The sequence below is a fragment of the Microbacterium sp. KKR3/1 genome (assembly GCF_021272365.1).
Classification (GTDB): domain Bacteria; phylum Actinomycetota; class Actinomycetes; order Actinomycetales; family Microbacteriaceae; genus Microbacterium; species Microbacterium aurugineum.
This window is the reverse complement of the sequence record NZ_JAJSDW010000002.1, coordinates 262,750-288,012: the sequence shown is the minus strand read 5'-3', so window position 1 is coordinate 288,012 and position 25,263 is coordinate 262,750. Positions and strand designations below refer to the sequence as shown.

The following is a 25,263-nucleotide window of genomic DNA, read 5'->3' as shown; positions in this document are numbered from 1 at the left end:
GATCCCGCAACAGCCTCACGGGAGGCGGGGGCGGAGGTCAGACCTCGGGCTCGCCGGAGAGGATGCCGCGCAGCCAGTCGCGCGCCTCGACGAACACGTCGTCCGAGTAGCGGTCGGGGTACTGCACGATCTGGCGATCCGCACGCGGGTAGGAGCCGAGGAACACCACGCGCGGGCTGAAGCGCCGGATGCCGAGCAGCGCGTCGGCCATGCGCTCGTGCTCGATGTGTCCGTCCGCGTCGATCACGAACCGGTAGCGACCGAGTTCGTCGCCGATCGGCCGCGACTCGATGAGCGAGAGGTTGATCCCGCGGGTCGAGAACTGCTCCAGCATCTCGAGGAGCGAACCGGGGTGATCGTGCGGGAGCTCCACGATCAGGGAGGTCTTGTCGGCGCCGGTGGGCTCGGGGGAACGGGTCGTCCGGGTGACCAGCACGAAGCGGGTCACGGCCTGCGCATTGTCGCCGATGCCCTCCGCGAGCACGTCGACGTCGTAGTGGCTCACGATGCCCGGGGCCGCGATGGCCGCCTGCGCGGCGAGGGTTCCGTCGAGGACGCCGATCGCCGACGCCACGTTGCTCGAGGCCGGCACGTGCGAGTGCGAGGGCAGATGCTCACCGAGCCAGCCATGACACTGCGCATAGGCGACGGGGTGCGCCGCGATCACCTCGACCTGATCGAGCGTCGTGCCACGCGGGGCGACGAGCACGAAGTTCACCCGCACCAGGTACTCACCGATGATGCGCAGGCCGGGCAGGGTCGCCAGCGCATCCTGCGTGGTGGACACACCGCCCTCGATGGAGTTCTCGATCGCGATCATGGCGGCATCGCTGCGGCCCTCGAGCACGTCGGCCAGCGCCTCCCCCACGTTGTGCACGGGGCGCCACGTCTGGCCGCGAGCCTCCGCCACCTGATCGAGCGCCGCCTCCGTGAAGGTTCCGGCAGGGCCGAGATAGCTGTAGGTGCGGCGTTCAGTCACGGGTTTCACCTTAGCCCTCGGCGCGACGACGGAGATACGCATGACTTCTCGGGTGCGATCCCGCCGATCAGGGGGCAGACTGAGAGGATGACCAGCCGTGCCGGCCTCCCTGCGGAGGAAAGTGACCTGATCGACGTCGACGAACTGATCGCCGCCTACTACGACCGCACACCGAACCCCGAGGTCGCGGCCGAGCGGGTCGTCTTCGGGACCAGCGGCCATCGCGGTTCGTCCCTGTCGAACAGCTTCAACGAGAACCACATCCTCGCCGCGACGCAGGCGATCGTGGACTACCGCGCAGCCCAGGGGATCACGGGTCCGCTGTTCCTCGGTCGGGACACACACGCGCTCTCCCTGCCCGCCGAGCGCAGCGCCATCGAGGTGCTGCTCGCGAACGGTGTGGACGTGCGGGTCGATGCCCGCGACTCGTGGGTGCCGACCCCCGCGCTCAGCCATGCGATCCTGACCTACAACCGCGGACGCGCTGCCGACGACCCCGGTCGCGCGGACGGCATCGTCGTGACCCCGTCGCACAACCCACCCCGCGACGGCGGCTTCAAGTACAACCCGCCGCACGGAGGACCCGCCGACACCGACGCCACCGGATGGATCGCCGACCGCGCGAACGCCCTGATCGCCGCGGGGCTCGAGGGAGTGAAACTCGAGCGCTTCGCCGACATCGACTGGGATGCCCTCACCGGCTACGACTTCCGCGAGGAGTATGTGCGGGATCTGCCGTCCATCATCGACCTCGACGCGATCCGCACGGCCGGGGTGCGCATCGGCGCCGACCCTCTGGGCGGAGCGTCCGTGGAGTACTGGGCACTCATCGCCGAGATGCACGACCTCGACCTGGACGTGGTGAACCCCGAGGTCGACCCGACCTGGCGCTTCATGACCTTGGACTGGGACGAGAAGATCCGGATGGATCCGTCGTCGCCCTCGGCTATGGCGTCGCTGGTCGCGAAGAAGGGCGACTACGACGTGCTGACCGGGAACGACGCGGATGCCGACCGGCACGGCATCGTCACCCCGGATGCCGGGCTGATGAACCCGAACCACTACCTGGCCGTCGCGATCGACTACCTGTTCTCGCATCGGCAGGACTGGCCCCGCGATGCCGCGATCGGGAAGACGCTCGTGTCGTCGATGATCATCGACCGCGTCGCCGAATCGCTCGGTCGCCGCCTGCTGGAAGTCCCGGTCGGGTTCAAGTGGTTCGTCCCCGGACTCCTCGACGGATCGGTCGCGTTCGGCGGCGAGGAGTCGGCCGGAGCGTCCTTCCTCCGCAAGGACGGCTCGGTGTGGTCGACCGACAAGGACGGCATCCTGCTGTGCCTGCTGGCCGCCGAGATCATCGCCGTCACGGGCAAGACGCCCTCGGAGCGGTACGCCGAGCTGGAGGAAGCCTTCGGTGCCTCGGCCTACCAGCGGGTCGACGCCCCCGCGACACCGGAGCAGAAGGCGACGCTCGGAAAGCTCGCCCCCGAGTCGGTGACGGCGACCAGCCTCGCAGGGGAGAACATCACGGCGAAGCTCTCCCACGCGCCCGGCAACGGTGCGGCGATCGGAGGGCTCAAGGTGCAGACGGAGCACGCCTGGTTCGCGGCGCGACCGTCCGGCACGGAAGACGTCTACAAGCTCTACGCCGAGAGCCTGCGCGGCCCCGAACACCTCGCGGAGGTCCAGGCGGAGGCACGCGCTGTCGTGTCGGCCGCACTCGGCGACTGATCCACGCGGGCGACGTCTCAGGCTGCGGCGGAACGGGCCAGCACGGCGCCGGCCTCGCGCAGCCAGCGCGCCGGTTCGGCAAGGGCCGCGTCGGACGAGCCGGCAAGCTCGGTGAGCGAGGCGGATGCCGCGAACAGCGCGGTATCCGCATCCTCGGTGATGCGACCGGCCGCGACCATCGCGCGCGTCCCGGCCTCAGCGGCGAGACCCGCGAGGTAGGAGGGCACCTTGCCGTCGCCGGACTGCCCGTCGTAGGCCCCCTCCCCGGTGATGACCACATCGGCGTCGGCGATCGCGTCGGCCAACCCGATGAGTTCTGCGACCTCGGATGCGCCGGGAGCGAGGACTCCGCCCCACACCACCAGGGCGGCACCGGTCCCTCCGGCCGCGCCGTTCCCCGCGCCGTCCGGATCGACGCCGAGCAGTGCGGCGAGCCGGCGCAGCCCATCGTCGACGAGGACGATGTCGTCGGGGGTGCGCAGTCCCTTCTGCGGGCCGAACACCGCGGCGGCCCCGCGCGGACCGACGAGCGGGTTCGTCACGTCGGTGAGCACGCGTACCTCCGGAGCCGGGCGCAGTCCGGAGAGGTCGACCGCGGCGATGTCTCCGAGTCCCCGTGCGCCCGGAGCGACAGGAGCGCCCGCGGCATCGAGGAACCGCGCCCCCAGTGCCGACAGCATGCCGGTGCCGCCGTCGGTCGATGCGCTCGAGCCGATCCCGACGACGAGGCGCGAGACCCCGTGATCGAGTGCGGCGGCCATGGCCTGCCCGAACCCGGCGGTGTCGGCGTCCCAGGGGCGCAGCTCCGTCAGCAACTCGATGCCCGATGTCGAGCCGAGGTCGACGACAGCCGTCCCCGCGGGAGCATCCTCGGTCGGGGGAAGCAGCAGCCAGGAGGTCTCGATCCGGTGCCCCGCAGGCCCGTCGACCGTGACCGGCATCCGCACGGCCCCGGGAACCGCGGCCTCGAACGCCGACACGGTGCCCTCGCCGCCGTCCGCCATGGGCCGGTGCACGAACTCCGCCGCGGGGTCGACGGACGCCCATCCTTCGGCGAGCGCCGCCGCGGCATCGGCTGCCGTGATCGTGCCTTTGAAGCTGTCCGGGGCCAGCACGACCCGAGTCACCGCGGGACTCCCGGGGTGCTGGCGCGCACGACCACGTCGAGCGGCAGCGGCGCCTGCTCCCAGTCCGCATCCACCGTCGCACGGAAGGCCTGGTAGCCGACCTCGCTCAGCGGCACACGCACCGTCGTCAGTGCCGGGGAGACGTCGCTGCTCGCGGGCACGTCGTCGAAGCCGCAGACCGCGATATCGGCGCCGATCTCCCGACCGGCGTCGCGGATCGCGGACATCGCGCCGATCGCGACGACATCGGTGATCGCGAAGACCAGGGTGCCGGTGGGCACACCATCGGCGAGCGCCGCGGCCATACTCTCCGCGCCTGATTCACGGAGGAAGCCGCCACGCAGCGTGCGCACGACAGCTCCTCCTGAAGCCTCGAACCCGGCGCGGAACCCGGCCAGACGATCATCCGAGGTCCACACGCCCTCGGCGGCACCGAGCGCGATAGCCGAGCGATACCCCCGCTCGGCCATCCGTCGTCCCAGCGCCTCGGCTCCGGAGCGGTTGTCGATCTCGATACTCCGCTCCACGCCGGAGCCCGGCCCGAAGGCGACCACCCTGCCGCCCAGACGCGAGAACTCGGCGAGGTCGTGGGCGACATCCGCCTCGATCGGCTCCTGCGTGCCGGAGGCGGCGAGGATCAGGCCCCGCGGCCGCTGACCCCGCAGAGCTCGGACGATGCGCGCCTTCCGGGCCGGATCACGGTCGGTGATGGCGACCGTGACGACGAGCCCGTGCTCGTCGGCACCGCGCGCCACCCCCGAGGCGATCAGACCGAAGTAGGGATCGGCGATGTCGGCGACGAGCAGAGCGATGACGGGCGAGGTGCCACGCGCGGTCGCCTGGGCGGAGACGTTCGCGGTGTAGCCCAGCTCCGCGGCCGCCGCTTCCACACGCTCACGGAACGACTCGGCGACCTTGCGCTCCGATCCGTTGAGCACACGGGAGGCGGTCGCAAGCGATACACCGGCCTCGCGAGCCACGTCGTGCAGGGTGGGTGCGGGTCCCCGCGTGTGACGCTGGGCCCTGGTCGGCGCCGGCCGCTCCGCCGACGATGCGGGCTCTGTCATGCCCCAGATCCTACTTCCCCGCCCGGTACCGCGCCGACCTCGGGGGTCACGGGCGGCCCGCCGACACACCGACGCCCCATGCACGGATGTCGGGCCGATGCATGGATGTCGGACGGAAAGCCGCCCGTGCGCCCTGCATCCGTGCGCGCTCCCGACAGGTGGTGCGCCGAACCTCCGGATCGGACCTCATGCGAGGTGCGGAGAGACGGCAGCCGCGAACGTCTCCGCCGTGCGGCGCACGACGCTCTCCGGGGCATCCGCCCAGATCTCGGCGTTGAAGATCTCGACCTCGATGTCGCGGTCGTACCCGGTCGCGACGACCGCACGGGTGAGTGAGCCGAAGTCGATCACCCCGTCTCCTGTGTAGTGCCGGGAGAGCAGCACGTCGGCGGCGAGGGGTGTCTTCCAGTCGCACACCTGATAGGTCGCGATCCGGTTCTCCCTGCCCGCCCGCGCGATCTGTTCGAGCACCTGCGGATCCCACCAGATGTGGAACGTATCGACGGCGGCCCCGACCACCTCGGGCGCGAAGTCAGCGGCGATGTCGAGTGCGTGCCCGAGCGTCGAGATGACGGCGCGATCCGACGCGTACATCGGATGCAGCGGCTCGATCGCGAGCGTCACCCCCGCCGCCTCCGCCTCGGGAGCGAGGACACCGATCGCATCGCGCACCCGCTCCCGCGCTCCGATCAGGTCGCGTGATCCCGCAGGCAATCCGCCCGCGACGAGCACGAGCACGGCGGTCGAGCCTTCCGCACCGGCCGCGGCCAGCGTCGCGGTCTCCTCGATCGCCCTGCGGTTGTCATCCAATGCCGTTTCCCGGTCCGCACCGGCCGGCAGGGTGAAGAAGCCGCCCCGGCAGTGGGTGGAGAAGCGCAGACCCGAGTCGGACAGCATCCGCGCGGCGACGTCGAGGCCGACCGCATGCACGGGCTCCCGCCAGAGGCCGATCGATCGCACCCCCGCGTCGGCCGTGACCCGCAACGCGGTGGCGAGATCGGCATGCTTGATCGTCGCCTGGTTGATCGACAGGCGCGGGTCGGGGGTATGCGAAGAAGGGCTCATGCGTCCACTCCGTTCACGCGCAGCATGCGGTGCCACCGTTCCTGCGCGAGGTCGGGCTGCTCCAGCGCGAGCGAGGTGTTCGCGAGCTCGACGATGCGACTCAGATGCGGCAGGCTGCGCGCGGAATGCAGGCCACCGACCATCTGGAACGCGGGCTGATGCCCGTTCAGCCAGGCGAGGAAGGCCACGCCCGTCTTGTAATAGAACGTGGGGGCGGCGAAGATCTGCCGGCTGAGCGCTTCGGTCGGGCCCAGGATGCGCAGATACTCCTCCTGGTCACCGGCGTCCAGAGCCTGGATCGCCGCCGAAGCCACCGGGGTGATCGCCGCGAACGCGCCGAGGAGCGCGTCGGAGTGCATGTCGTCGCCCGGCGTCATCCCTTCCGCTGTGCCCCCGATCAGACGGACGTAGTTGAAGTCGTCGCCCGTGAACATCCGCACGCCTTCGGGAAGCCGTGCGCGCACCGAGATCTCGGACTCGGCGTTCAACAGACTCATCTTCACTCCCGCGATCTTCCCCGGGTTCTCGGCGATGATCTGCAGCAGCACCTCGGCTGCCTCCTGCCAGCCGTCTGCCCCGAAGTAGCCGGCGAGCTCAGGGTCGAAGGCGGTTCCGAGCCAATGCAGCACGACGGGGGTCGTCGCCCGGGACAGCACCTCGCGGTAGACGCGACGGTAGTCCGCGGCACCCGTCGCCGCGCGGGCGAGGTGCCGGGACGCCATCAGCACAGGACCGGCCCCGTGCTCCTCTGCGAAGTGCAGCTGTTCGGTGTAGGCCGTGATCACCTGCTCGAGGGAGATTTCCGACTCGGCGATGTGGTCGGTGTTGACGCCGACCACCACCGAGCCGCCTTCCTCGCGGGCGACTTCAGCGCTGCGAGCGATCAGTTCCCGCGTGGCCGCGGCGTCCAAGCCCATGTTGCGCTGCGCGGTGTCCATCGCATCGGCGACACCGAGCCCCCAGGAGAACACGTTGCGGCGGAACGCGAGCGTGGCGTCCCAGTCGATGTCGGCGGGTTGCCCGGGGGTGTTGTCGGCGTGCACCTTGGGCACGACGTGTGCGGCGGCGTACGCGACACGGCTCCGCAGCGGCGCGGTCGGACGCGTGCAGGCACCGACATCGTTGAGGGCGACGTCGGTGGTCGCGCCTGTCGGGTGCAGGAGGCGGAGTGTGGCCATCGTGCGCCTCAATCCAGGGTCAACGACTCGAGGGCGATCTTGCGGCCCTCGGCGCTGGAGGTCAGACCGGCCTCGGCGAACTGCACTCCACGGGCGCCCGCGAGCAGGTCGAACGGGTAGTCGGTGCCCTCGACGTACGACACCAGGTACTCCTCCCACTGCTGGCGGAAGCCGTTGAGGAAGACATCGTTGGTCGGCACCTGTTGCCAGTCCGCGTCGTAGTCGCGGGTGTCTTCGAGATCAGGGTTCCACACCGGCTTGGGGGTGGCGTTGCGGGGCTGGATCTTCGCGCCGAACAGCCCGACCACCGCGGATCCGTGGGTGCCGTCGACCTGGAACTCGACGAGCTCGTCCCGGTTCACGCGCACGGTCCAGGAGGAGTTGATCTCGGCGATCACGCCGCCCTCGATCTCGAAGATGCCGTAGGCCGCGTCCTCGGCCGTCGCCGTGTAGTGCTCGCCCTGCTCGTCCCAGCGGTCGGCGATGTGCACGGCCGCCTGCGCGTAGACGCTCTTGACCTCGCCGAAGAGATTCTCCAGCACGTAGTTCCAGTGCGGGAACATGTCGGTGATGATGCCGCCACCGTCTTCCGTGCGGTAGTTCCAGCTTGGGCGCTGCGCGGGCTGCCAGTCGCCCTCGAACACCCAGTACCCGAACTCGCCGCGCACCGAGAGGATGCGACCGAAGAAGCCCGAGTCGATCAGGCGCTTGAGCTTCTGCAGGCCCGGCAAGTAGAGCTTGTCATGCACGACCCCGGTCTTCACGCCGGCTTCCTTCGCGAGGCGCGCGAGTTCGAGTGCTTCCTCGAGCGACTCGGCGGTGGGCTTCTCGGTGTAGATCGCCTTGCCCGCGGCGATAGCCTTGCGGATCGCGGTGGCACGGGCCTTGGTGACCAGGAAGTCGGCGTAGATCTCCCACCGGGGGTCAGCGAGCGCGGCGTCGAGGTCGGTCGTCCAGTCCTCGATGCCGTGCTTCGCGGCGAGCTCGGCGAGCTTGGACTCGTTGCGGCCGACGAGGATCGGCTTCACGGTGATGCGGGAACCGTCGGACAACTCGATGCCGCCCTGATCGCGGATCGCGAGGATCGAGCGCACGAGGTGCTGCCGATAGCCCATGCGCCCCGAGACGCCGTTCATGATGATCCCGATCTCGCGGGTGTTCGCCTGTGCCATGGTGTTCCGTTTCTGTCTCGGGAGGCTGGTCGTGGTTCCGATCCACGGGACCGGAAAGCGCTTTCCGAGATCATGTCATGAGCTTCCACCCGAGTGCAACCACGCAATCCGACCCGGCGGCCCCTCGCCCCGATCCGGTCCGGGAGTCCGGCGTCTCGATCCGGTCCGGGAGTCCGGCGCCCCGCTCCGGTCCGGTCCAGCCTCACCACTTCCGTCGACGCCCCCCGTGCGCGCCGAGACCCCCTCGCGCGAACGACGTCAGGAGGGGGTGTCGACGTCAGGAGGGGGTGTCGACGACAGGAGGGGGTCTCGACACATGAGGAGGTCTCGACACAGGAGGGGGCGTCGACGACAGGAGGGGGCGCGGGGAGGAGGCAGCGAGGGGGCGGGAGGAGGGAGCGGGGGGGAAGGGGTGGGAGGAAGAAGCAGGGACGCGTCAGCGCGAGGATGTGCTGGCGCGCTCGACGAGCTCCGTCGGGACGACGACCGACACCGGATCTCCCGCATTACCCTCGATCGCCGCGACGAGCGACGACACGGCCCGGTGTGCGAGAGCCGCAAAATCCTGGCGGATCGTGGTCAGCGGAGGACGGTAGTTCGCCGCCTCCGGCACATCGTCGAATCCGATGACCCCGACGTCGTCCGGCACCCGTCGCCCCGCTTCGGCGAGCGCGCGCAACAGACCGAGCGCCATCTGATCGTTGGCGCAGAAGACGGCGGACGCCGCCCGCAACTCCCCGCCCGCCGCATACCCCGAGTCCGCACTCCAGTCGCCGCGGACCACCGGGGGCGGGCGGACTCCGGCGGTCACGAGGGTCTCGCGCCATCCGCGCTCACGCTCGATTGCGGCGAAGGAGTCGGCTGGTCCCGCGAGGTGGTGCACCGTGTCGTGGCCGAGAGCGAGCAGTCGGGCCGTGGCCGCGGAGGCACCACCGGCATGATCGCTGTGCACGGACGCGAACCCGGCTTCGGTCGGGGCGTCCACCACGACCAGGCGCAGTCCCTCGGGCGGCTGCGCACCGGGGACAAGCGCCGAGGCCTCGTTCAGCACGATCGCACCGTCGACCTCCTGCTCGGCGAGCCGCTCGAACGCCTGGGCGACACCGGCGGCAGCGGTCACGAGCGTGAGGGCGTACCCGCGTTCGGCTGCCGCTTCGGCGGTGGCCTGCAGCATCCGTGAGTTGCCGACCGTGGCGAGGGTGGTGACGACGAGCCCGATGGTCTGCGAACGGCCGGTGCGCAAGGCCCGAGCGGCACGGTGGGGTCGGTAGCCGAGTTCCGCCATCGCACGCTCGACCCGAGCTCGGGTGTCGGGATCGACCCGCGGGCTGCCGTTGACGACGCGCGAGACAGTCTGCCCCGAGACCCCGGCGCGGACGGCGACCATCGCCATCGACACGCGCCCCGTGGAGGAGCGTCGCCGATCGACCCTGAGGCCCTCGACCTCGCCGCGCTCGCTCACCCTGTCTCTCCGTCCACCGGTTCACAACTCCGTCATGTTGACGTTATCACGGCCCTGTGCGTACCATGTTTACGTGAACACGCACGATCTTCCTGAGTTGCGCACCGAGGACCTCGGCGCCGGCGTCGTCAAACGCACCACCACCCTCGCCGACGGCCGTGACCTCTTCTACTACGACGAACCCGGCACGACTCTGGGCGCCGAGCGGGCGGTCGACGCCCGCGTGCTCGACCCGCGCCCCGACACCGCGACCATGCGCCTCGACGTGCTCACCGGCGACTGGATCACGGTGGCCGCGAATCGACAGAACCGCGTGATGATGCCGGGCGCCGACGCCGACCCCCTGGCACCGCAGACCCCCGGGAACCCGTCCGAGGTCCCTTCGCGATACGACGTCGCGGTGTTCGAGAACCGCTCCCCCGCGTTCGGCCCCGCGCTCAGCGAAGCCGTGGGCGGTGCCCCCCAGGCGCCCAATGCACCGCGCGGACGGGACGACCTCTCGGCGCTGGGCCTCGGCCGCACCCGCGCCGCCATCGGGCGCTGCGAGGTCGTGTGCTTCAGCCCCGAGCACTCCGGCTCCTTCGGCACGCAGTCCGAGACCCGCGCCCGCACCGTGATCGAGGCCTGGGCGGACCGCACCGCTGCCCTGTCGACACTGCCCGGCATCGAGCAGATCTTCCCCTTCGAGAACCGCGGCGAAGCGATCGGCGTGACCCTGCCGCATCCGCACGGCCAGATCTACGCCTACCCGTACGTGACTCCCCGCACGACCCGCGTCCTGGAGTCGATCGACCGGACGGCCCCCGACCTGTTCCAGCACATCCTCGAATCCGAGCAGGCGTCGGAGCGCGTCGTCCTCCGCGGCGAGCACTGGACCGCCTTCGTGCCGTTCGCCGCCCGCTGGCCGCTCGAGGTGCATCTGATGCCGCACCGCCACGTTCCCGACCTCGCCGAGACGACCGCGGCCGAGCGCGACGAGCTGGCCCCGCTCTACCTGCGCCTGCTGCGCGGCGTCGATGCCCTCTACGACTCCCCCACCCCCTACATCGCCGCCTGGCATCAGGCACCAGTGCACGTCGGACGCGACACCGTGCGCCTGCACCTGCAGCTCACGAGTCCGCGCCGCGCCGCCGACAAACTGAAATTCCTGGCCGGCTCCGAGGCCGCGATGTGGGCCTGGGCCGCCGAAGTCCCGCCGGAAGCGGGGGCCGCTCGCCTCCGCGAGGCCATCGAACGCGCATCGCCGACCACCACCGGAGAAGGAGCATCCGCATGACCACGGCCCACGACGACGCGCGAGCGCTCTACACCGAGCTCACGGGACGGCGACCGGACGGTGTCTGGTCCGCGCCCGGCCGCGTGAACCTCATCGGCGAGCACACCGACTACAACGACGGCTTCGTCCTGCCGTTCGCCATCCCGCAGAGAACCTTCGCCGCGGTCGGCCGCGGCGACGACGACCGCGGCCGCGTGCGGGTCAGCTCCCGTTTCGCCTCCGATCCGGTCGAGGTCGGCCTCGACGAACTCGACCGGCTCTTCCCGACCGCGCCCGGCGCGTCTCCGGCCGTTCCCGAATGGGCGGCCTACCCGCTCGGCGTCGCGTGGGCGCTGCGCCGGGCCGCGACCGGCGACGGCCCGTTCCACGGTGTCGACATCGCGATCGCCTCCGATGTGCCGGTGGGAGCCGGGCTCTCTTCTTCCGCCGCGATCGAGGGAGCGACGGCCTCCGCGCTCGACGAGCTGTGGGGCACGGGCCTCGACGGCAGAGCCCTCGCCCGGATCGGACGACGAGCGGAGAACGAAGCCGTCGGCGCACCCACCGGGATCATGGACCAGATGGCGTCCATGCTGGGAGCGCCCGACACCGCTCTCTTCCTCGACTGCCGTTCACTCGAGACCGAACTCGTGCCGCTCGGCATCGCCGAGGCAGGCCTCGCCATCCTCGTGATCGACACCCGCGTGAAGCACGCCCACTCCACCGGTGGTTACCGCGATCGTCGCGCCTCCTGCGAGCGCGGAGCCGCAGCCCTGGGGGTGCCCGCACTGCGCGACGTATCGATCGCCGACCTGCCCCGCGCCCGCGAAGAACTGGACGAGGAGACCTTCCGCCGTGTGCGGCACGTCGTGACGGAGAACCAGCGCGTGGTCGACACGGTGCACACGCTCCGCACGGACGGCGCGCGGGCCATCGGCGACCTGCTGATCGCCTCGCACGCGTCGATGCGTGACGACTTCGAGATCTCGACCCCCGAGCTCGACACCGCGGTCGACACCGCACTCGCGGCGGGGGCACTGGGGGCGCGGATGACCGGCGGCGGCTTCGGCGGTGCGGCGATCGCGTTGATCGAAAATGATGCCGTCGAGACCGTGTCCGCAGCGGTGAACGCGGCCTTCGTCGCGGCCCGGTTCACGGCACCGCACCTGTTCACCGTCACCCCTTCTGCGGGACCTCACCGCGACGCCTGACAGAATGATCCATCGGGCCGCGAAGATTCCGCGGCAGGAGAGGAATGCAGTGTCCTGGATCGTCACCGGCGGTGCCGGCTACATCGGTGCCCACGTCGTCCGCGCCCTCGCGAGCGCGGGGATGACCCCCGTCGTCCTCGACGACCTGTCCAGCGGGGTCGCACCGTTCGTCCCCGAGGGCGTCCCGTTCGTGCGGGGCAGCATCCTCGACCGCACACTCGTCGAGAAAGCGCTGCGCGACCACGACGCGGAAGGCGTGATCCACGTCGCCGGGTACAAGTACGCGGGCGTGTCGGTGCAGCGCCCCCTGCACACCTATGCCCAGAACGTCGAGGGCACCCGGATCATCCTCGAGGCCATGGAGGCCGCAGGCGTCTCGAACATCGTGTTCTCCTCCTCGGCCGCCGTGTTCGGCACTCCTGATGTCGCGCTGGTCGTCGAGGACACGGCGAAGAAGCCGGCCAGTCCGTACGGAGAGTCGAAGCTCATCGGGGAATGGCTGCTGCGCGACCAGGCGATCGCGACGGCCGACTCCGCACACCCGCTGCGCCACACCTCGCTGCGATACTTCAACGTCGTGGGCTCGGCCGACCCCACGGTCTACGACGTGAGCCCGCACAACCTCTTCCCGATCGTGTTCGAAGCACTGCTCGAGGGCAGGACGCCGAAGATCTTCGGCGACGACTACGACACCGAGGACGGCACCAACGTGCGCGACTACGTGCACGTCGGCGACATCGCGGCAGCGCACGTCGCCGCCGCCCAGCGCCTCGCAGACGGACGGCCGATCGAGACCGCATACAACCTCGGATCCGGCGACGGACTCAGCGTCAAGCAGATCATGGATGCGGTCGCCCGAGTCACCGGCATCGACTTCACCCCCGAGATCGGACCCCGCCGTCCTGGCGACCCCGACCGCATCGTGGCCACCGGGGAGCTCGCCGCGCGCGACCTCGACTGGACCATGCGATACACCGTCGACGAGATGGTGCGCACGGGCTGGGAGGCGCGGAAGGCGGCGTCCCTCTAGGGCTCAGAGGTCGCGGGTGCGGATCGGATAGAGCCAGAAGCACAGCCACGCGAGGGCGGTGAACCCGAGCGGGATGACCGCGAGCATCAGACGGATACCCCCGTCGACGCTTTCGGGCTGGGCATCGCCGAGCGTGGCGTCGAACCCCGAAGCCGTCAGCACCACCGCGGCCACGACCGCCTGCAGTACGACCGAACCGCGCACCACGAAACCGTTCACTCCGAAGTAGGCGCCCTCCCGTCGGTGCCCGGTGCGCACGGCATCGTCATCGATGATCTGCGCGAGCATCACCTCGAGCAGCTGCAGCAGTCCGCCGACGCCGACCCCCACGGCGACTCCGACCAGCGACGCCCCGAGCACGGTCGACGGCGCGAGGTAGCCGAGCACGGCGACGCCGAACACCGCGACGCTCCACAGCACGGCGGTGCGCGGTGACGTACGACGGACGACCGCGCTCCACAGCACGATCGAGGGGATCGCCGTGACGAAGATCGCCCCGAGGAGCAGGCTCCCCTCCCCTTCCTCGGCGCGCAGCGAGTACCGCACGTAGAAGGGGACCGCGGCCAGGATGACCGCGATCGAGGTCTGGACGAACAGCGAGCCCAGCACGTAGGGGACGAACGCCCGGTTGCGGAAGGTGTAGGTCAGCTGATCCTTCCACCGCATGGCTTCCGACGCCGCCTCGGGCACCCGGCGCTCGATCATCCCGCCGAAGAACGACCACGCGAGCAGCACCAGGCAGACCGCGCCGAGCACGAGCGCCATACCCGGCCATCCGAGAGCCCCGTACAGGGCGGGGGCACCAGCCGTGCCGAGGACCATGCCGAGGATCGCGAAGATCTGCCGGGGGACGTTGCCGCGGGCGCGCTCCTCCGTGGTGCGGAAGATCTCGGGGAACAGTGCCGAGATGTTCAGCACCACGACGACGAAGGCGATGTCGTACACGGCCACGACGACGAGGAACCAGACGATGAGACCGGCGACGGGAAGTTCGGGCGGCATCCACACCAGCGTGAACGCGACGACGAGCGGCACGATGCCCAGCCCGATCCACGGGATGCGACGGCCCCAGGGGGTGCGCAGCCGGTCGGAGATCGCCCCCACGACGGGGTTCAACACCGCGTTCAGGATGCCGTGGGCGATCATCGCCACGGCCACCCACCCTGCCGGCACCGCGAGGTGCGAGACGTAGAAGTAGACGACGAACGCGGAGAAGGTCTGCGCCATGAGCTGCGTCGGGAAGCCGGAGGCTCCGAACGCGATCGCCTGCCGTCGGGTCGGAGCCGCCTCGAGACGGCGGTCGCGCAGGCGCTCGCCCACCGAGGTCATCGGACGCCTGCCCGCTGCACGTCACGCAGGGCGCGCCAGCCGACGCGCACGAGCGCCTCATCCTCGATCGCCTGCAGCACCGCGGGGTCGCGGAGCAGTCGCAACTCATAGCCGCGCTTCGTCGCGCTGAAGTCGACCGCTGACCGCAGCTCCTCGTCGTCGACCATCGGATGCAGGTAGATCTCGGTCACGCCGGCCGGAACGGCGCGCAACAGGGCGATGAAGCCGTCCCGTACCTGCTCGTAGGTCTCCTCCTCCGGCGTGCCCTCCCCGAGGAGCGGGAAGGGATGCGACCACAACCTGTCGATGATCACGACGCCGGATGCATCGGCGGCGGCAGCTGCAGCATCGAGCGTCGCCTGCAGGGCCGCGTCCTCGCCCACGCCGTCCATGCTGCGCGGCAACCGAAACGGAAGCCCGTGACGCGCGGCGAGCTCGAACACCGGACGGAGGAAGTCGCGTCCGGTCACGAGTCCGTAGACGGAGCCCATGTGATTGTCGAGGTGCGTCACATCGACACCGGCATCGAGCGCGGCCTGCAGTTGGGCGGCGAGCTCGACTGCCACGTCCTCCTCCGACGCCGCCTGCTCGACGGACGCGACGTCCATCGGGAAGAAGCCCGCCGCGTCGACCAGGCTCGTGTCCGTGCCGGTGAGCGGCCGCCACCGGTAGCGAGACCATTCGCTCGTGAGCACGAGATGCACACCGATGTCGAGGTCAGGGCGGGAGGCGGCGAAAGCGAGCGCCTCCGGGGACCACGAGCATGGCACCATCACGGTCGCCGAGTCGATCCGGCCGGCGTCCAGGAGGTCGACGATGGCGGTGTTCGCCGCATGGCACATGCCGAAGTCATCCGCGTTGAGGATGATCGCTCGTGCGCCGGGGGCGAGGCCGAGACGGTCGGCGAGGTCGGAGGGAAGGGTCATCGGTGATCCTGTCGGAAAGGGGCGGTGGGGAGGGGCGGCGATCCTCAGCGTCCCGGCTTCGCGGCCGGCGTGAGGATGCGGGTGAACAGGGTGCCGCGGAGCGCGGACGCCGCCTCGCCGACGGCACCGACGAGCGGCGCCTCGGGTCCGAACGAGGAGACGAGGAATCGCAGTGGGAGCTGCGCAGCGTATTCCTCGGCGATGCGCTCGATCGCCGCCACGAGCGCGGGGTGTGCTGCCCGGCCGCTCAGGATGAAGGCTTCGGGGTCGAGCACCAGGCCCACGCTGCCGGCCACGAGCACGATGCGTCGTCCGATCTCCTCCACGACCCGGGCCGAGGCCGTGTCCTCGCGCGCAGCGGCCTCGAGGTGGTCCGCCAGGGAGGCGTCGGGGTCGCACCCCTCGTTGAGAGCGAGATCGCGGACGACGGCATCGCTCACGATGGGTGCACCGATCGGGAGCGGGGGCTGCGGCAGGTACATGACCTCGCCCGCCACACCGGAGAATCCGCGGTGCAACGCTCCGTCGACCACGATGCCCGCTCCCAGTCCGTCGTCGAGCAGGAGCAGCGCGAAGCTGGCGAGATCGCCACCCGCACCGGCGGTGAGCTCGGCGAGGGCTGCGAGGTTGACGTCGTTCTCGATCCGGACCGGGCAGTCGAGGGCCGTGGCGAGCGCGGTGCGGAAGGCGCCGCCGTCAGGGCCGAGGTCATCCCGGATGCCGCCATCGGGGGTGACGATGCCGGGGACGCCGACGACTGCGAGGTGGACGGCGTCCTTCGTCGCCTTGACCGCACGACGGCAGCGGTCGACGAGGTCGACGATGTGCGCGACGCGGTCTTCGGTGGACGTCAGCGCAGCGTGCTGCTCGGCGCGCACGGTCCCGCTCGCGTCGACCAGGACGACATGCGCTGCGTGGTGGTCGATGTGCACGGCGGCCGCGAAGCCGAGTCGCGGATGCAGGGCGACCCGTCCGGCCGCGGGTCCGCGGGTCTCTCGATCCACGCCGGCCGCGGCGACGGCTCCTGCCCCTTCGAGCATCCGCTGCACCTGGGTGACGGCGGTGCGGGAGAGACCGGTCGTCGACATCAGCTCCGCGCGGGTCTGCGGCCCACTGCGCGCCAGGGCCTCCAGGATCGCGCGGCCGTTGAGCGTGCGGAGCAGGCCCTGCGGTCCCGCGAGTGGTCTGGACATGGGTTCCGGTGTCTCCCTCGCTCGCGCGTCCTTGACGCGGTGTCCGCAAGCATGCCACATCGCGTCGCACTCGTCGACGGTTCGCCACTCCTTTCCGCCCTCGATTTGACGCTCTCGGGGTTCGCCGCTTAGATTACAGATCGGTAACGGCGGCATCCGGGGGGATCGCCCGCCACGCACACCTCCCTCCGGAAGGATCCCGTCACGAATTCCCTGCCGCCCGAGAGCGCTCACGACGCCTCGGAAGCCCCCACAGAAACCTCCGGCACGCCGCGACCGCTTCTGCGGCGCGACCTGCGCCGTTACGCGAACGCCGAACAGCTGCCGACCGGCACCGCGAACACGCCGGGCACGGACACCCCTCGCCCGTCATCGCCCCAGGCATCGCCGGCCGAGTCCCGCCCGCGCGCCGCCCGCGAGCAGCCCCCGACGCCATCCCCGGAACCGACTGAACAGCCCCCGACGCCATCCCCGGAACCGACGCAGCCCCCGAGCGCGACGCGGACCCGTCGGCGGAAGGCCTCGGCCCCACGGATCCGTTCCCGCCGAGCGACGCGCCCGTGGGCGAAGGCCAAGGCGGTGGGAGCCACATTCGCGGTCGGCGCGATGATCACCGGGGCAGCACTGCCCGCGTTCAACCCGGAGATCACTTCGGTCGCCGCCGCCTCCGCCGAAGTCACGACCGCCGCGAGCGACTTCGCGCAGTCATACACCTCGACAGACGAGATCCGCGCGGAGATCGCGCCTCGAGGGAACTTCGCCGCGACCACGCCGGAGGAGATCAAGGAAACGCGTTCGCGTGCCGTCGCCGCCGCGATCGCCGCCGGCATGCCTCTCGGAAGTGCGATGGAGATCCCCGTCGCCGACCGCGTCGTGATGCCGATGGCCGACGGGACCTACACGTTCACCGACGGCTTCGGCGCCTCCCGCCCCGGCCGGTCACACCTCGGCCAGGACTTCGCCGCGGGGGTCGGCACTCCGATCAACGCCGCGATGACGGGCTGCGTCTCCCGCTCCACCGAGAGCTATCAGGGCTACGGAGTGACGATCCAGATCGAGAGCATCGTCGACGGCCAGGCCGTGAGCACCGTCTACTCGCACCTGAACTACGGCACCCGCGCGGTCGAGGTCGGGGACTGCGTCGACGCCGGGCAGTACATCGGCGACGTCGGATCGACGGGGTACGTGTTCGGCTCCTGCCTGCACTTCGAAGTCCACATCAACACGGTCGCCGTGGATCCCATGCCGTGGCTCGAGAAGAACGTGAGCTGACCGCACCCCGTCACGGAAAGCCGTTCGCCCCTCCCCTAGGGTGGACGGATGAGTCCGCTGGTGGTCCGGGAAGCGGGCGTCGACGACGCCGACGAGGTGGCTCGCGTGCATGTAAGGTCCTGGCAGGCTGCCTACCGCGGGCTCATCGACCAGTCCGTGCTCGACGGGCTCTCCATCGCCGAACGCGCGACGGGCTGGCGTCGCCTCATCACGGATCCGCTGCCCACGACTCTCGGACTCCTGGTCGCCGAACGCGACGACCACATCGTCGGGTGGACGTCGTTCGGCTCCGGCCGCGACCCCGACGGCTTGGCCGACGCCGAGGTGTACGGGATCTACGCGGATCCCGATGCCTGGTCGACGGGCGCGGGACACGCGCTTCTCGACGCCGCCGAACAGCGCATGGCCGACGCCGGACACGCGCGCGCCTACCTGTGGGTGCTCGACGGGAACGTGCGTGCCGACACGTTCTACGCACGCCACGGCTGGATCGAAGACGGCGCCATCAAGATCGAGGAGCGCCCCGGGTTCACCCTCTGCGAGCACCGCCGCGTGAAGCTGCTGGCACCCTGATCGCAGGGTCTCCGGCGCGGGGGGACGTCAGTCGAGGGCGCTCATCACGTGTTTGATGCGGGTGTAGTCGTCGAAGCCGTACTGGGAGAGGTCCTTGCCGTAGCCGGAGTGCTTGAACCCTCCGTGCGGCATGTCCGACACGAACGGGATGTGGGTGTTGATCCACACGCAACCGAAGTCGAGGTCGCGGGAGAAGCGCATCGCGCGGGCATGATCCGTCGTCCACACCGAGGACGCGAGCGCGTACGGCACATCGTTCGCCATCTCCAAGGCCTCCTCGTCCTCCGAGAACGACTGCACCGTGAGGACCGGCCCGAAGACCTCGCCCTGGACCACCTCATCGTCCTGTCGCACGCCCGACACGATCGTGGCCTCCCAGAAGTAGCCCTGTTCCCCCTGACGGCGACCACCGGTCTCGATCTTCGCGTGCGCGGGGAGGCGGTCGATGAAGCCCTGCACCTGCGCGAGCTGTGCGGCGCTGCTCAACGGTCCGTAGAGGATGCCGTCCTCACGCGGGCCGCCCGTACGCGCGTGGCTGCGCGCCCGGGCGACGAGTGCCTCGACGAGCTCGTCGTGTCGTGATGCATGCACCAGCACCCGGGTCGCGGCCGTGCAGTCCTGTCCGGCGTTGAAGAAGGCGCCCGTGATGATGCCCTCCACGGCATTCTCGAGCGAAGCATCCGCGAACACGATCGCGGGTGCCTTCCCGCCCAGTTCGAGATGCACGCGCTTGACGTCGCTCGCCGCCGACCGCGCGACCGCCATCCCCGCACGCACCGAGCCGGTGATCGCGACCATCTGCGGGGTCGGGTGCTCCACCAGCGCGACACCCGTGTCGCGATCGCCCAGCACGACGTTCAGCGTGCCGGCCGGCGTGTGCCGGGCGACGATCTCCGCCAGCAGCAACGTCGTCAGCGGAGTGGACTCAGCGGGCTTCAGCACGACGGTGTTGCCGGCGGCGAGCGCAGGGGCGATCTTCCACACGGCCATGTTCAGCGGGTAGTTCCAGGGCGTCACCTGTCCGATCACACCGACGGGCTCGCGGCGGACGAACGACGTGTGGCCGGCGAGGTACTCCGCTGCGGCTCGTCCTTCGAGACTCCGCGCGGCCCCTGCGAAGAAGCGCAGCTGATCGACCGACTGCATGATCTCGTCGGCCACGAGGCTCGCCCGCGGCTTGCCGGTGTCCTGCGATTCGAGGTCGGCGAACTCCTCCGCGCGGGCTTCCATCTCGTCGGCGATGCGGAACAGCGCGAGCTGTCGGTCGGCGGGCGTCGTGTCGCGCCAGAGCGGGAAGGCCGCGGACGCCGCGGCGTAGGCGGCGTCGACGTCGGCCGCGGCCGAGACGGGCGACTCCCCGTAGATCTCCTCGGTGGCAGGATCGATGAGCGGCATCCGCCCCGAGCCGTTCGCGGGCACGAAGTGTCCGCCGATGAAGTTCTGCAAGGGAGCGGAGGTCTTCAGAAGAGTGCTGGGCATGGCGTCATGCTAGCGCGTCGGATACGGAATCTGAAGATCCGGTCCGATATTTCAACTGAATCAGTTGCAGATCAGTGTGATAGCTGACAATATCGACACATGAGCTCGAAGCCTGCCCAGCCCGCACTGGATGACATCTCCAAGCGAATCGTCGAACTGCTGCAGGAGGATGGCCGCCGTCCCTACGCGGAAATCGCACGCGAAGTCGGTCTGAGCGAGGCGGCCGCACGGCAGCGCGTGCAACGGATGACCGAGGCGGGTGTCATCCAGATCGTCGCGGTCACCGATCCGATGCAGCTCGGCTTCCGGCGCATGTCGATGATCGGCATCCGCGTGTCGGGCGACCCCCGCACCATCGCCGAAGAACTCACGACCATCCCGGAACTGGCCTACGTCGTGGTCACGCTCGGCACGTTCGACATCCTCGTCGAAGCCGTGTGCGAGGACGACGAGCACCTGATCGACCTCATCGCCACGCGGATCCGCACCATCCCCGGCATCGCGCACACCGAGAGCCTGCTCTACGCGGGGCTCTACAAGGACCTCTATAACTGGGGAACGCGCTGAGTCGCACCCCCCTCACATCGGAGTGAACATGGGCACCACCGTCTTCGAACGCCGACGTCCGCCGCAGGGGGTCGTCGACGACTCCCTGCGCGAGACGGCTCTCCGCGTGTTCTGGCTCGACGACGTCGATCGGCCGACGCATCCCTCCCTGAACGGGACGGTCCGCGCGGATCTCGCGATCGTCGGCGGTGGGTACGCCGGCCTGTGGACGGCCGTGCGCGCCAAGGAACGCGACCCCGGACGACGCGTCGTCCTGCTGGAGGCGTCGCGGATCGCGTGGGCCGCGTCCGGCCGCAACGGGGGCTTCTGCGAGTCGAGCCTGACGCACGGCCACGAGAACGGTGTGAACCGCTGGCCGGAGGAGATCGACCGGCTCGAAGAGCTGGGGCACGCCAACCTCGACGGCATCGAGGAGACGATCGCGCGCTACGGCATGGACGCCGAGTTCGAGCGCACCGGACAGCTCGCCGTCGCCGTCGAACCGCACCAGGTCGACTGGTTCCGCGAGGAACCCGGATTCCTCGACCGCGAGGCGGTGCAGGCGGAGGTGCACTCGGAGACGTTCCTCGCCGGCGACTGGGACCGCGAAGGATGTGCGATGGTGCACCCCGCGAAGCTCGGCGTCGAGCTGGCACGTGTGGCTGCCGACCTCGGCGTCGAGATCTACGAGCACAGCCTGGTGCGCGCGATCGAGGGCGACGGGTCCGGCCCCATCGCCCTCGTCACCCCGAACGGCCGGGTGGTCGCCGATGCGGTCGCGCTCGGGACGAACGTCTTCCCTTCCCTCCTCACACGCAACCGTCTGATGACCGTGCCCGTGTACGACTACGTGCTGATGACCGAGCCGCTCTCCACGGAACAGCTCGCTGCGATCGGCTGGTCGAACCGGCAGGGCCTCGCCGACAGCGCGAACCAGTTCCACTACTACCGCCTCACCGCCGACAACCGCATCCTGTTCGGCGGCTACGACGCGATCTACCACTTCGGCGGCAAGGTGCGCCCGGAGTACGAGGACCGCATCGAGAGCCACCGCCGGCTCGCCTCGCACTTCTTCACCACGTTCCCGCAGCTCGCGGGCCTGCGCTTCACGCACCGGTGGGCGGGCGCGATCGACTCGTCCAGTCGGTTCTGCGCTTTCTTCGGCACCGCGCGCAAGGGACACGTGGCCTATGCGACCGGCTTCACCGGTCTCGGTGTGGGCGCGGCGCGCTTCGCCGCCGACGTGATGCTCGACAAGCTCGCGGGCGAAGAGACCGAGCGCACCGAGCTGCGGATGGTGCGGGAGAAGCCCATTCCGTTCCCGCCCGAGCCCGCCGCCTCGATCGGCGTCAACCTGGTGCGCGCGGCGATGGATCGAGCCGACCACAACGAGGGCAAGCGCAACCTCTTCCTCAAGACGCTCGACGCCCTCGGCATGGGCTTCGACTCATGAGCGGCCTCGCTGCGGGCGGCGGAGTGGATGCCATCGCCCTGGACCTCGCGCATGCTCCCCTACCCGCGGACGAGGTGATCGCCGGAGCTCCGACCACCGCCGTGCACGAGCTCGCGACCCTCGGCGGTGTCGAGGTGGGCATCTGGGAGATGACGCCGGGCACCGCCACGGACACCGAGACCGACGAGGTCTTCGTCGTGCTGTCGGGCCGTGCCACGATCGCGTTCGCCTCGTCCGGGCTGCCCGATCTCGAGGTCGGCCCCGGCTCGGTGGTGCGCCTCGCGGAAGGCATGCGCACCACCTGGACCGTCACCGAGACGCTGCGCAAGGTCTACGTCGCCTGACACCCCGGCGCGTCGTTCGATGTCAGCCGAGCAGCGGTCGCACGGAGGCATAGGCGTCAGCGACGTCGCGCGTGGGGACGTCGTAGACCCGGGCGATGCCGTGCACACCCTGGTGACGCGGCCAGCCCGGGTCGCCGGTGGTGATGAAGGCGACGGCGGCCCCGTGCACCTCATCGGCCAGCTCCTGCGGAGGGTTCGGTCCGGCGAGCGGCTCCATGGCCGGACCGTCGAGGCAGTCGAAGAAGAACGGCACGTCGAGGCAGTGCTCGGCGAAGCCGAAGTGTCCGGACGGCCAGGAGAACCGGTACAGCCAGGTCGGCGCGTCACCGCGGTCGGCCACGACCTTGAGCAGCGCCGTGCGGAACATCCGATCGGTCAGCAGCCGACCGCCCACGCGGGCATTGCCGAGTCCGGTGATGTCGGCGTTGGCGGCCAGGTACGCCCGCCGCGCGCTCTTCGGCAGCCCGAGCCGCTTCAACAGGAGCGACCGCGGCACCCAGCGCAGCTTCTTCTCGGCCCCCGCGAACACCATGGTGAACTCGTCATCGGTCGCGCCGAGCACGAGAGGTTTGTCCGCACCGACCCCCGCGGCGATCGACTCCCGGGTAGGACGCACGAGCAGATCGCCGTCGACGGCAGGGCCGAGCGGGAGGCCGTCCTCCACCACGCTGCCGAGAGCATCGGGGCCGAGCTCGGTGGCCTTCTTCTGCAGTTCGAGGACGCGGTCTTCGGAGAGGGAGGAGAACCCGGCCACGGTCGGCTTCACCCCGGCGGACGCGGCGAGCCCCCGACCGAACTCCTCCGCGCGCGCCGGAGCCACATCGGCGAGGGCTCCGGAGATCGCGTAGACCCCGTGGAACAGGTGCTGCGCCTTCTCCATGCCGAGCAGGGTCAGCACGGCCCCACCCCCGGCGGACTGCCCGGCGATCGTGACCCGCGACGGATCCCCGCCGAAGCGGGCGATGTTCTGCTGCACCCACTCCAGGGCGAGCAGCCAGTCGCGCACACCGCGGTTCGACGGCGCATCCTCGATCCACCCGAAGCCGTCGAATCCCAGACGGTACGAGAGCGACACGGTCACCACGCCGTCGCGGTTGAAGTTCCGGCCGTCGTACCAGGGACTCGCCGGGGAGCCCGCGAAGTAGCCGCCGCCGTGGATCCAGACGAGCACCGGAAGACCGGTCCCCTGCTCGGTGGTCTCCGGGCTCGGGGTGAAGACGTTCACGTTGAGCGTGGAGTCGCCCTCGATGCTCGGCTCGGGGATGAGCGTCACCCCTGGGTCGCCGCGCTGTGCGGTGGCGGCGAACTCGAGCGCGTCCCGCACGCCGTCCCACGGCGCCTTGGGCACCGGAGCCTGGAAGCGTAACGGGCCGGTCGGCGCCTCTGCGAAGGGGATGCCGAGGAAGGCCGCCGTCCGCGGGTTGCCCCGCCCTCCCGTGGTCGGGCGCCAACGACCACGCACCCGTCCTGCGGTGGTGTCCACCTCGACGAAATCGGCGGCCGTCTCGAACTCGGTATCGGTCATCACAGCATTCTCCCGGTCATTCCTGGTCATCAGCGCACTCCCTTGATCGGTGCGGTCGCGACGGCGGCGAGGATCACGAACACGATCGCGAAGATGAAGAGCATCGCATAGCCACCGAGGGACGTGATGATGACTCCGCCGATCGCCGGGCTCAGCGCCTGCGGCACGTTGGTCGCGACGTTGAGGATGCCGAGGTCCTTGCCCGCCGACACTCCCTCGTTCGGCAGCACTTCGGTCATCAGCGCGGCATCCACCGACATGTACAGACCGAACCCGATGCCGTTGATGACGCTCATCAGGATCATCCCCGTCATGTTCGGCTGCAGCACGGGCATCGCCAGACCCACCACCATCACCGCGGAGGCGACGTAGATGAACACCTTGCGACGACCGACCTTGTCGCTCCACCATCCGGACAGGCCGATCGCGATCAGCGTCGGGACGAACGCCACGAGGGTAAGGGTGACGACGGCGCCCTGCGCATCCGCGAGCGGCAGCCCGATATAGTCGGTGAGCATGTAGAGCTGGTAGGCGCTGACGACGAAGTAGCCGAGGATCAGCAGGAACCGGGCCGTGAACGCCCACGCGAAGTCCGGGTGACGGCGCGGATCGATCCAGAAGCCCCTGAAGAACGCACTCCAGCGGAACGGATCGACCGAAGCGTGCCGCGAGGACCAGTCCCGGTTAACGAACGCGAACAGCAGCGCCACCACGATCACGGCACCACCGAACACCGCGTAGCCGACGCCGATCTGCGCGGCGAAGGCACCGGCGAGCATGACGCCGACCGTCATGCCGACCTGCGTGCCGAGTCCGATCATCGCGCTCGCTCCGCCGCGCTTCGAGCGCGGGAAGCGGTCGGCGGTGATCGCGGTGAGGGGCGCCTGGAAGAAGTTCAGCGCCACCTGGATGATCACCCAGAACACCGTGATCCAGAGGATGTCCGTCAGGGACCCCATGCCGAACAGGAAGACACCGCCGACGATGGCACCGAGCACCATCCACGGCACGCGGCGCCCGAAGCGCGAGCGCGTGCGGTCGCTCAAGGCGCCCACGATCGGCTGCGCGAACAGCGTGAACACGAAGGAGATCGTGGTGACGACGGCGAGGTTGCCGACCTTGTTCGCCTCGTCGATCATCAGCACCTGGCTGGGCAGGAGGATCGCGATGAGACCGCCGTAGGTGGCGAACAGGGTGAGCGAGGCGATCAGCAGGCTGGGCAGCAGTCGCCGGTTCGCGGGCGGGCTCGCCGCCGGTTCTCCGGCTGCGGGCGGGGCTGAGCGGATCGTGCCGGTCGGGGCGAGTTCGGCGGCCGGGTCGAGAGGGGGAAGGGACATGTCGGCTCC

Annotated in this window: 22 protein-coding genes; 9 read left to right on the top strand and 13 right to left on the bottom strand. The window is 70.0% G+C overall.

What is annotated here, in order from left to right; genetic code table 11:
• Window positions 1–37: 37 nt before the first annotated feature.
• Window positions 38–1,021: a prephenate dehydratase gene (pheA, locus tag LVJ59_RS13060; protein ID WP_052193296.1), complete on the bottom strand. Its 984-nt coding sequence runs from the start codon at window positions 1,019–1,021 to the stop codon at window positions 38–40.
• A 45-nt stretch (window positions 1,022–1,066) separates the two neighbouring features.
• Between pheA and pgm the strand changes: the two genes are divergently transcribed.
• The gene (gene pgm / locus LVJ59_RS13055; RefSeq protein WP_232763385.1) at window positions 1,067–2,710 is read left to right on the top strand and encodes a phosphoglucomutase (alpha-D-glucose-1,6-bisphosphate-dependent); all 1,644 of its coding nucleotides are present in this window, start codon (window positions 1,067–1,069) and stop codon (window positions 2,708–2,710) included.
• A gap of 17 nt (window positions 2,711–2,727) precedes the next feature.
• Here the strand turns inward: pgm and LVJ59_RS13050 are convergent, their stop codons facing one another.
• The 6 genes from LVJ59_RS13050 to LVJ59_RS13025 all read right to left on the bottom strand — a co-directional run bounded on the left by LVJ59_RS13050 (window position 2,728) and on the right by LVJ59_RS13025 (window position 9,712).
• A complete protein-coding gene (locus tag LVJ59_RS13050; RefSeq protein WP_232763384.1) occupies window positions 2,728–3,837 on the bottom strand; it encodes a glycerate kinase in 1,110 nt (369 codons plus the stop codon).
• Window positions 3,834–4,904, bottom strand: a complete 1,071-nt coding sequence (locus LVJ59_RS13045) for a LacI family DNA-binding transcriptional regulator (RefSeq protein WP_232763383.1) — start codon at window positions 4,902–4,904, stop codon at window positions 3,834–3,836. The genes LVJ59_RS13050 and LVJ59_RS13045 overlap by 4 nt, the downstream gene beginning before the upstream one ends.
• Before the next feature lie 186 nt (window positions 4,905–5,090).
• Entirely contained in the window at window positions 5,091–5,969 is an 879-nt protein-coding gene (locus tag LVJ59_RS13040) for a sugar phosphate isomerase/epimerase (RefSeq protein WP_232763382.1), read from the bottom strand.
• Window positions 5,966–7,147, bottom strand: coding sequence for a dihydrodipicolinate synthase family protein (locus tag LVJ59_RS13035; RefSeq protein WP_232763381.1), 1,182 nt, complete (start codon window positions 7,145–7,147; stop codon window positions 5,966–5,968). The genes LVJ59_RS13040 and LVJ59_RS13035 overlap by 4 nt, the downstream gene beginning before the upstream one ends.
• Window positions 7,148–7,155: 8 nt before the next feature.
• Window positions 7,156–8,319, bottom strand: coding sequence for a Gfo/Idh/MocA family protein (locus LVJ59_RS13030; RefSeq protein WP_131492225.1), 1,164 nt, complete (start codon window positions 8,317–8,319; stop codon window positions 7,156–7,158).
• A 436-nt stretch (window positions 8,320–8,755) separates the two neighbouring features.
• Entirely contained in the window at window positions 8,756–9,712 is a 957-nt protein-coding gene (locus tag LVJ59_RS13025) for a LacI family DNA-binding transcriptional regulator (protein ID WP_232763610.1), read from the bottom strand.
• Between the two features lie 142 nt (window positions 9,713–9,854).
• On the opposite strand from LVJ59_RS13025, the gene galT reads away from it, so the two are divergent.
• From galT to galE, 3 genes are read left to right on the top strand one after another with little or no spacing between them, the layout of a single operon-like run.
• A complete protein-coding gene (galT, locus tag LVJ59_RS13020) occupies window positions 9,855–11,057 on the top strand; it encodes a galactose-1-phosphate uridylyltransferase (protein ID WP_232763380.1) in 1,203 nt (400 codons plus the stop codon).
• Complete coding sequence (gene galK, locus LVJ59_RS13015; RefSeq protein WP_232763379.1) at window positions 11,054–12,247, top strand: galactokinase; 1,194 nt, start codon at window positions 11,054–11,056, stop codon at window positions 12,245–12,247. Before galT ends, galK begins: the two co-directional genes overlap by 4 nt.
• A gap of 49 nt (window positions 12,248–12,296) precedes the next feature.
• Complete coding sequence (gene galE / locus LVJ59_RS13010) at window positions 12,297–13,277, top strand: UDP-glucose 4-epimerase GalE (protein ID WP_232763378.1); 981 nt, start codon at window positions 12,297–12,299, stop codon at window positions 13,275–13,277.
• 3 nt (window positions 13,278–13,280) lie between these two features.
• Here galE and LVJ59_RS13005 read toward each other — a convergent pair whose 3' ends face one another.
• The 3 genes from LVJ59_RS13005 to LVJ59_RS12995 are packed head-to-tail and all read right to left on the bottom strand — an operon-like array spanning window position 13,281 to window position 16,725.
• Complete coding sequence (locus tag LVJ59_RS13005) at window positions 13,281–14,606, bottom strand: MFS transporter (RefSeq protein WP_232763377.1); 1,326 nt, start codon at window positions 14,604–14,606, stop codon at window positions 13,281–13,283.
• A complete protein-coding gene (locus LVJ59_RS13000; RefSeq protein ID WP_131494353.1) occupies window positions 14,603–15,532 on the bottom strand; it encodes a polysaccharide deacetylase family protein in 930 nt (309 codons plus the stop codon). Before LVJ59_RS13000 ends, LVJ59_RS13005 begins: the two co-directional genes overlap by 4 nt.
• A gap of 44 nt (window positions 15,533–15,576) precedes the next feature.
• Entirely contained in the window at window positions 15,577–16,725 is a 1,149-nt protein-coding gene (locus tag LVJ59_RS12995; RefSeq protein WP_232763376.1) for an ROK family protein, read from the bottom strand.
• A 579-nt stretch (window positions 16,726–17,304) separates the two neighbouring features.
• On the opposite strand from LVJ59_RS12995, the gene LVJ59_RS12990 reads away from it, so the two are divergent.
• Both LVJ59_RS12990 and LVJ59_RS12985 read left to right on the top strand, forming a co-directional pair.
• Window positions 17,305–17,997 (top strand): M23 family metallopeptidase, encoded by a 693-nt coding sequence (locus tag LVJ59_RS12990; RefSeq protein WP_232763375.1) that lies wholly within the window; start codon window positions 17,305–17,307, stop codon window positions 17,995–17,997.
• A gap of 48 nt (window positions 17,998–18,045) precedes the next feature.
• A complete protein-coding gene (locus LVJ59_RS12985) occupies window positions 18,046–18,570 on the top strand; it encodes a GNAT family N-acetyltransferase (RefSeq protein ID WP_232763374.1) in 525 nt (174 codons plus the stop codon).
• Between the two features lie 27 nt (window positions 18,571–18,597).
• Here the strand turns inward: LVJ59_RS12985 and LVJ59_RS12980 are convergent, their stop codons facing one another.
• Window positions 18,598–20,049, bottom strand: a complete 1,452-nt coding sequence (locus LVJ59_RS12980; RefSeq protein WP_232763373.1) for a gamma-aminobutyraldehyde dehydrogenase — start codon at window positions 20,047–20,049, stop codon at window positions 18,598–18,600.
• Between the two features lie 99 nt (window positions 20,050–20,148).
• Here LVJ59_RS12980 and LVJ59_RS12975 point away from each other — a divergent pair, with 99 nt between their 5' ends.
• Genes LVJ59_RS12975 through LVJ59_RS12965 form a run of 3 tightly spaced genes read left to right on the top strand, consistent with a single transcriptional unit; the run spans window position 20,149 to window position 22,392 of the window.
• Window positions 20,149–20,616 (top strand): Lrp/AsnC family transcriptional regulator, encoded by a 468-nt coding sequence (locus LVJ59_RS12975; protein WP_047520308.1) that lies wholly within the window; start codon window positions 20,149–20,151, stop codon window positions 20,614–20,616.
• A gap of 28 nt (window positions 20,617–20,644) precedes the next feature.
• Window positions 20,645–22,048: an FAD-binding oxidoreductase gene (locus LVJ59_RS12970; RefSeq protein WP_232763372.1), complete on the top strand. Its 1,404-nt coding sequence runs from the start codon at window positions 20,645–20,647 to the stop codon at window positions 22,046–22,048.
• Window positions 22,045–22,392: a cupin domain-containing protein gene (locus LVJ59_RS12965; protein ID WP_131494358.1), complete on the top strand. Its 348-nt coding sequence runs from the start codon at window positions 22,045–22,047 to the stop codon at window positions 22,390–22,392. Before LVJ59_RS12970 ends, LVJ59_RS12965 begins: the two co-directional genes overlap by 4 nt.
• 22 nt (window positions 22,393–22,414) lie before the next feature.
• Here the strand turns inward: LVJ59_RS12965 and LVJ59_RS12960 are convergent, their stop codons facing one another.
• Window positions 22,415–23,917 (bottom strand): carboxylesterase/lipase family protein, encoded by a 1,503-nt coding sequence (locus tag LVJ59_RS12960; protein ID WP_232763371.1) that lies wholly within the window; start codon window positions 23,915–23,917, stop codon window positions 22,415–22,417.
• Window positions 23,918–23,946: 29 nt separating this feature from the next.
• A complete protein-coding gene (locus LVJ59_RS12955) occupies window positions 23,947–25,254 on the bottom strand; it encodes an MFS transporter (RefSeq protein WP_232763370.1) in 1,308 nt (435 codons plus the stop codon).
• Between the last annotated feature and the right edge of the window lie 9 nt (window positions 25,255–25,263).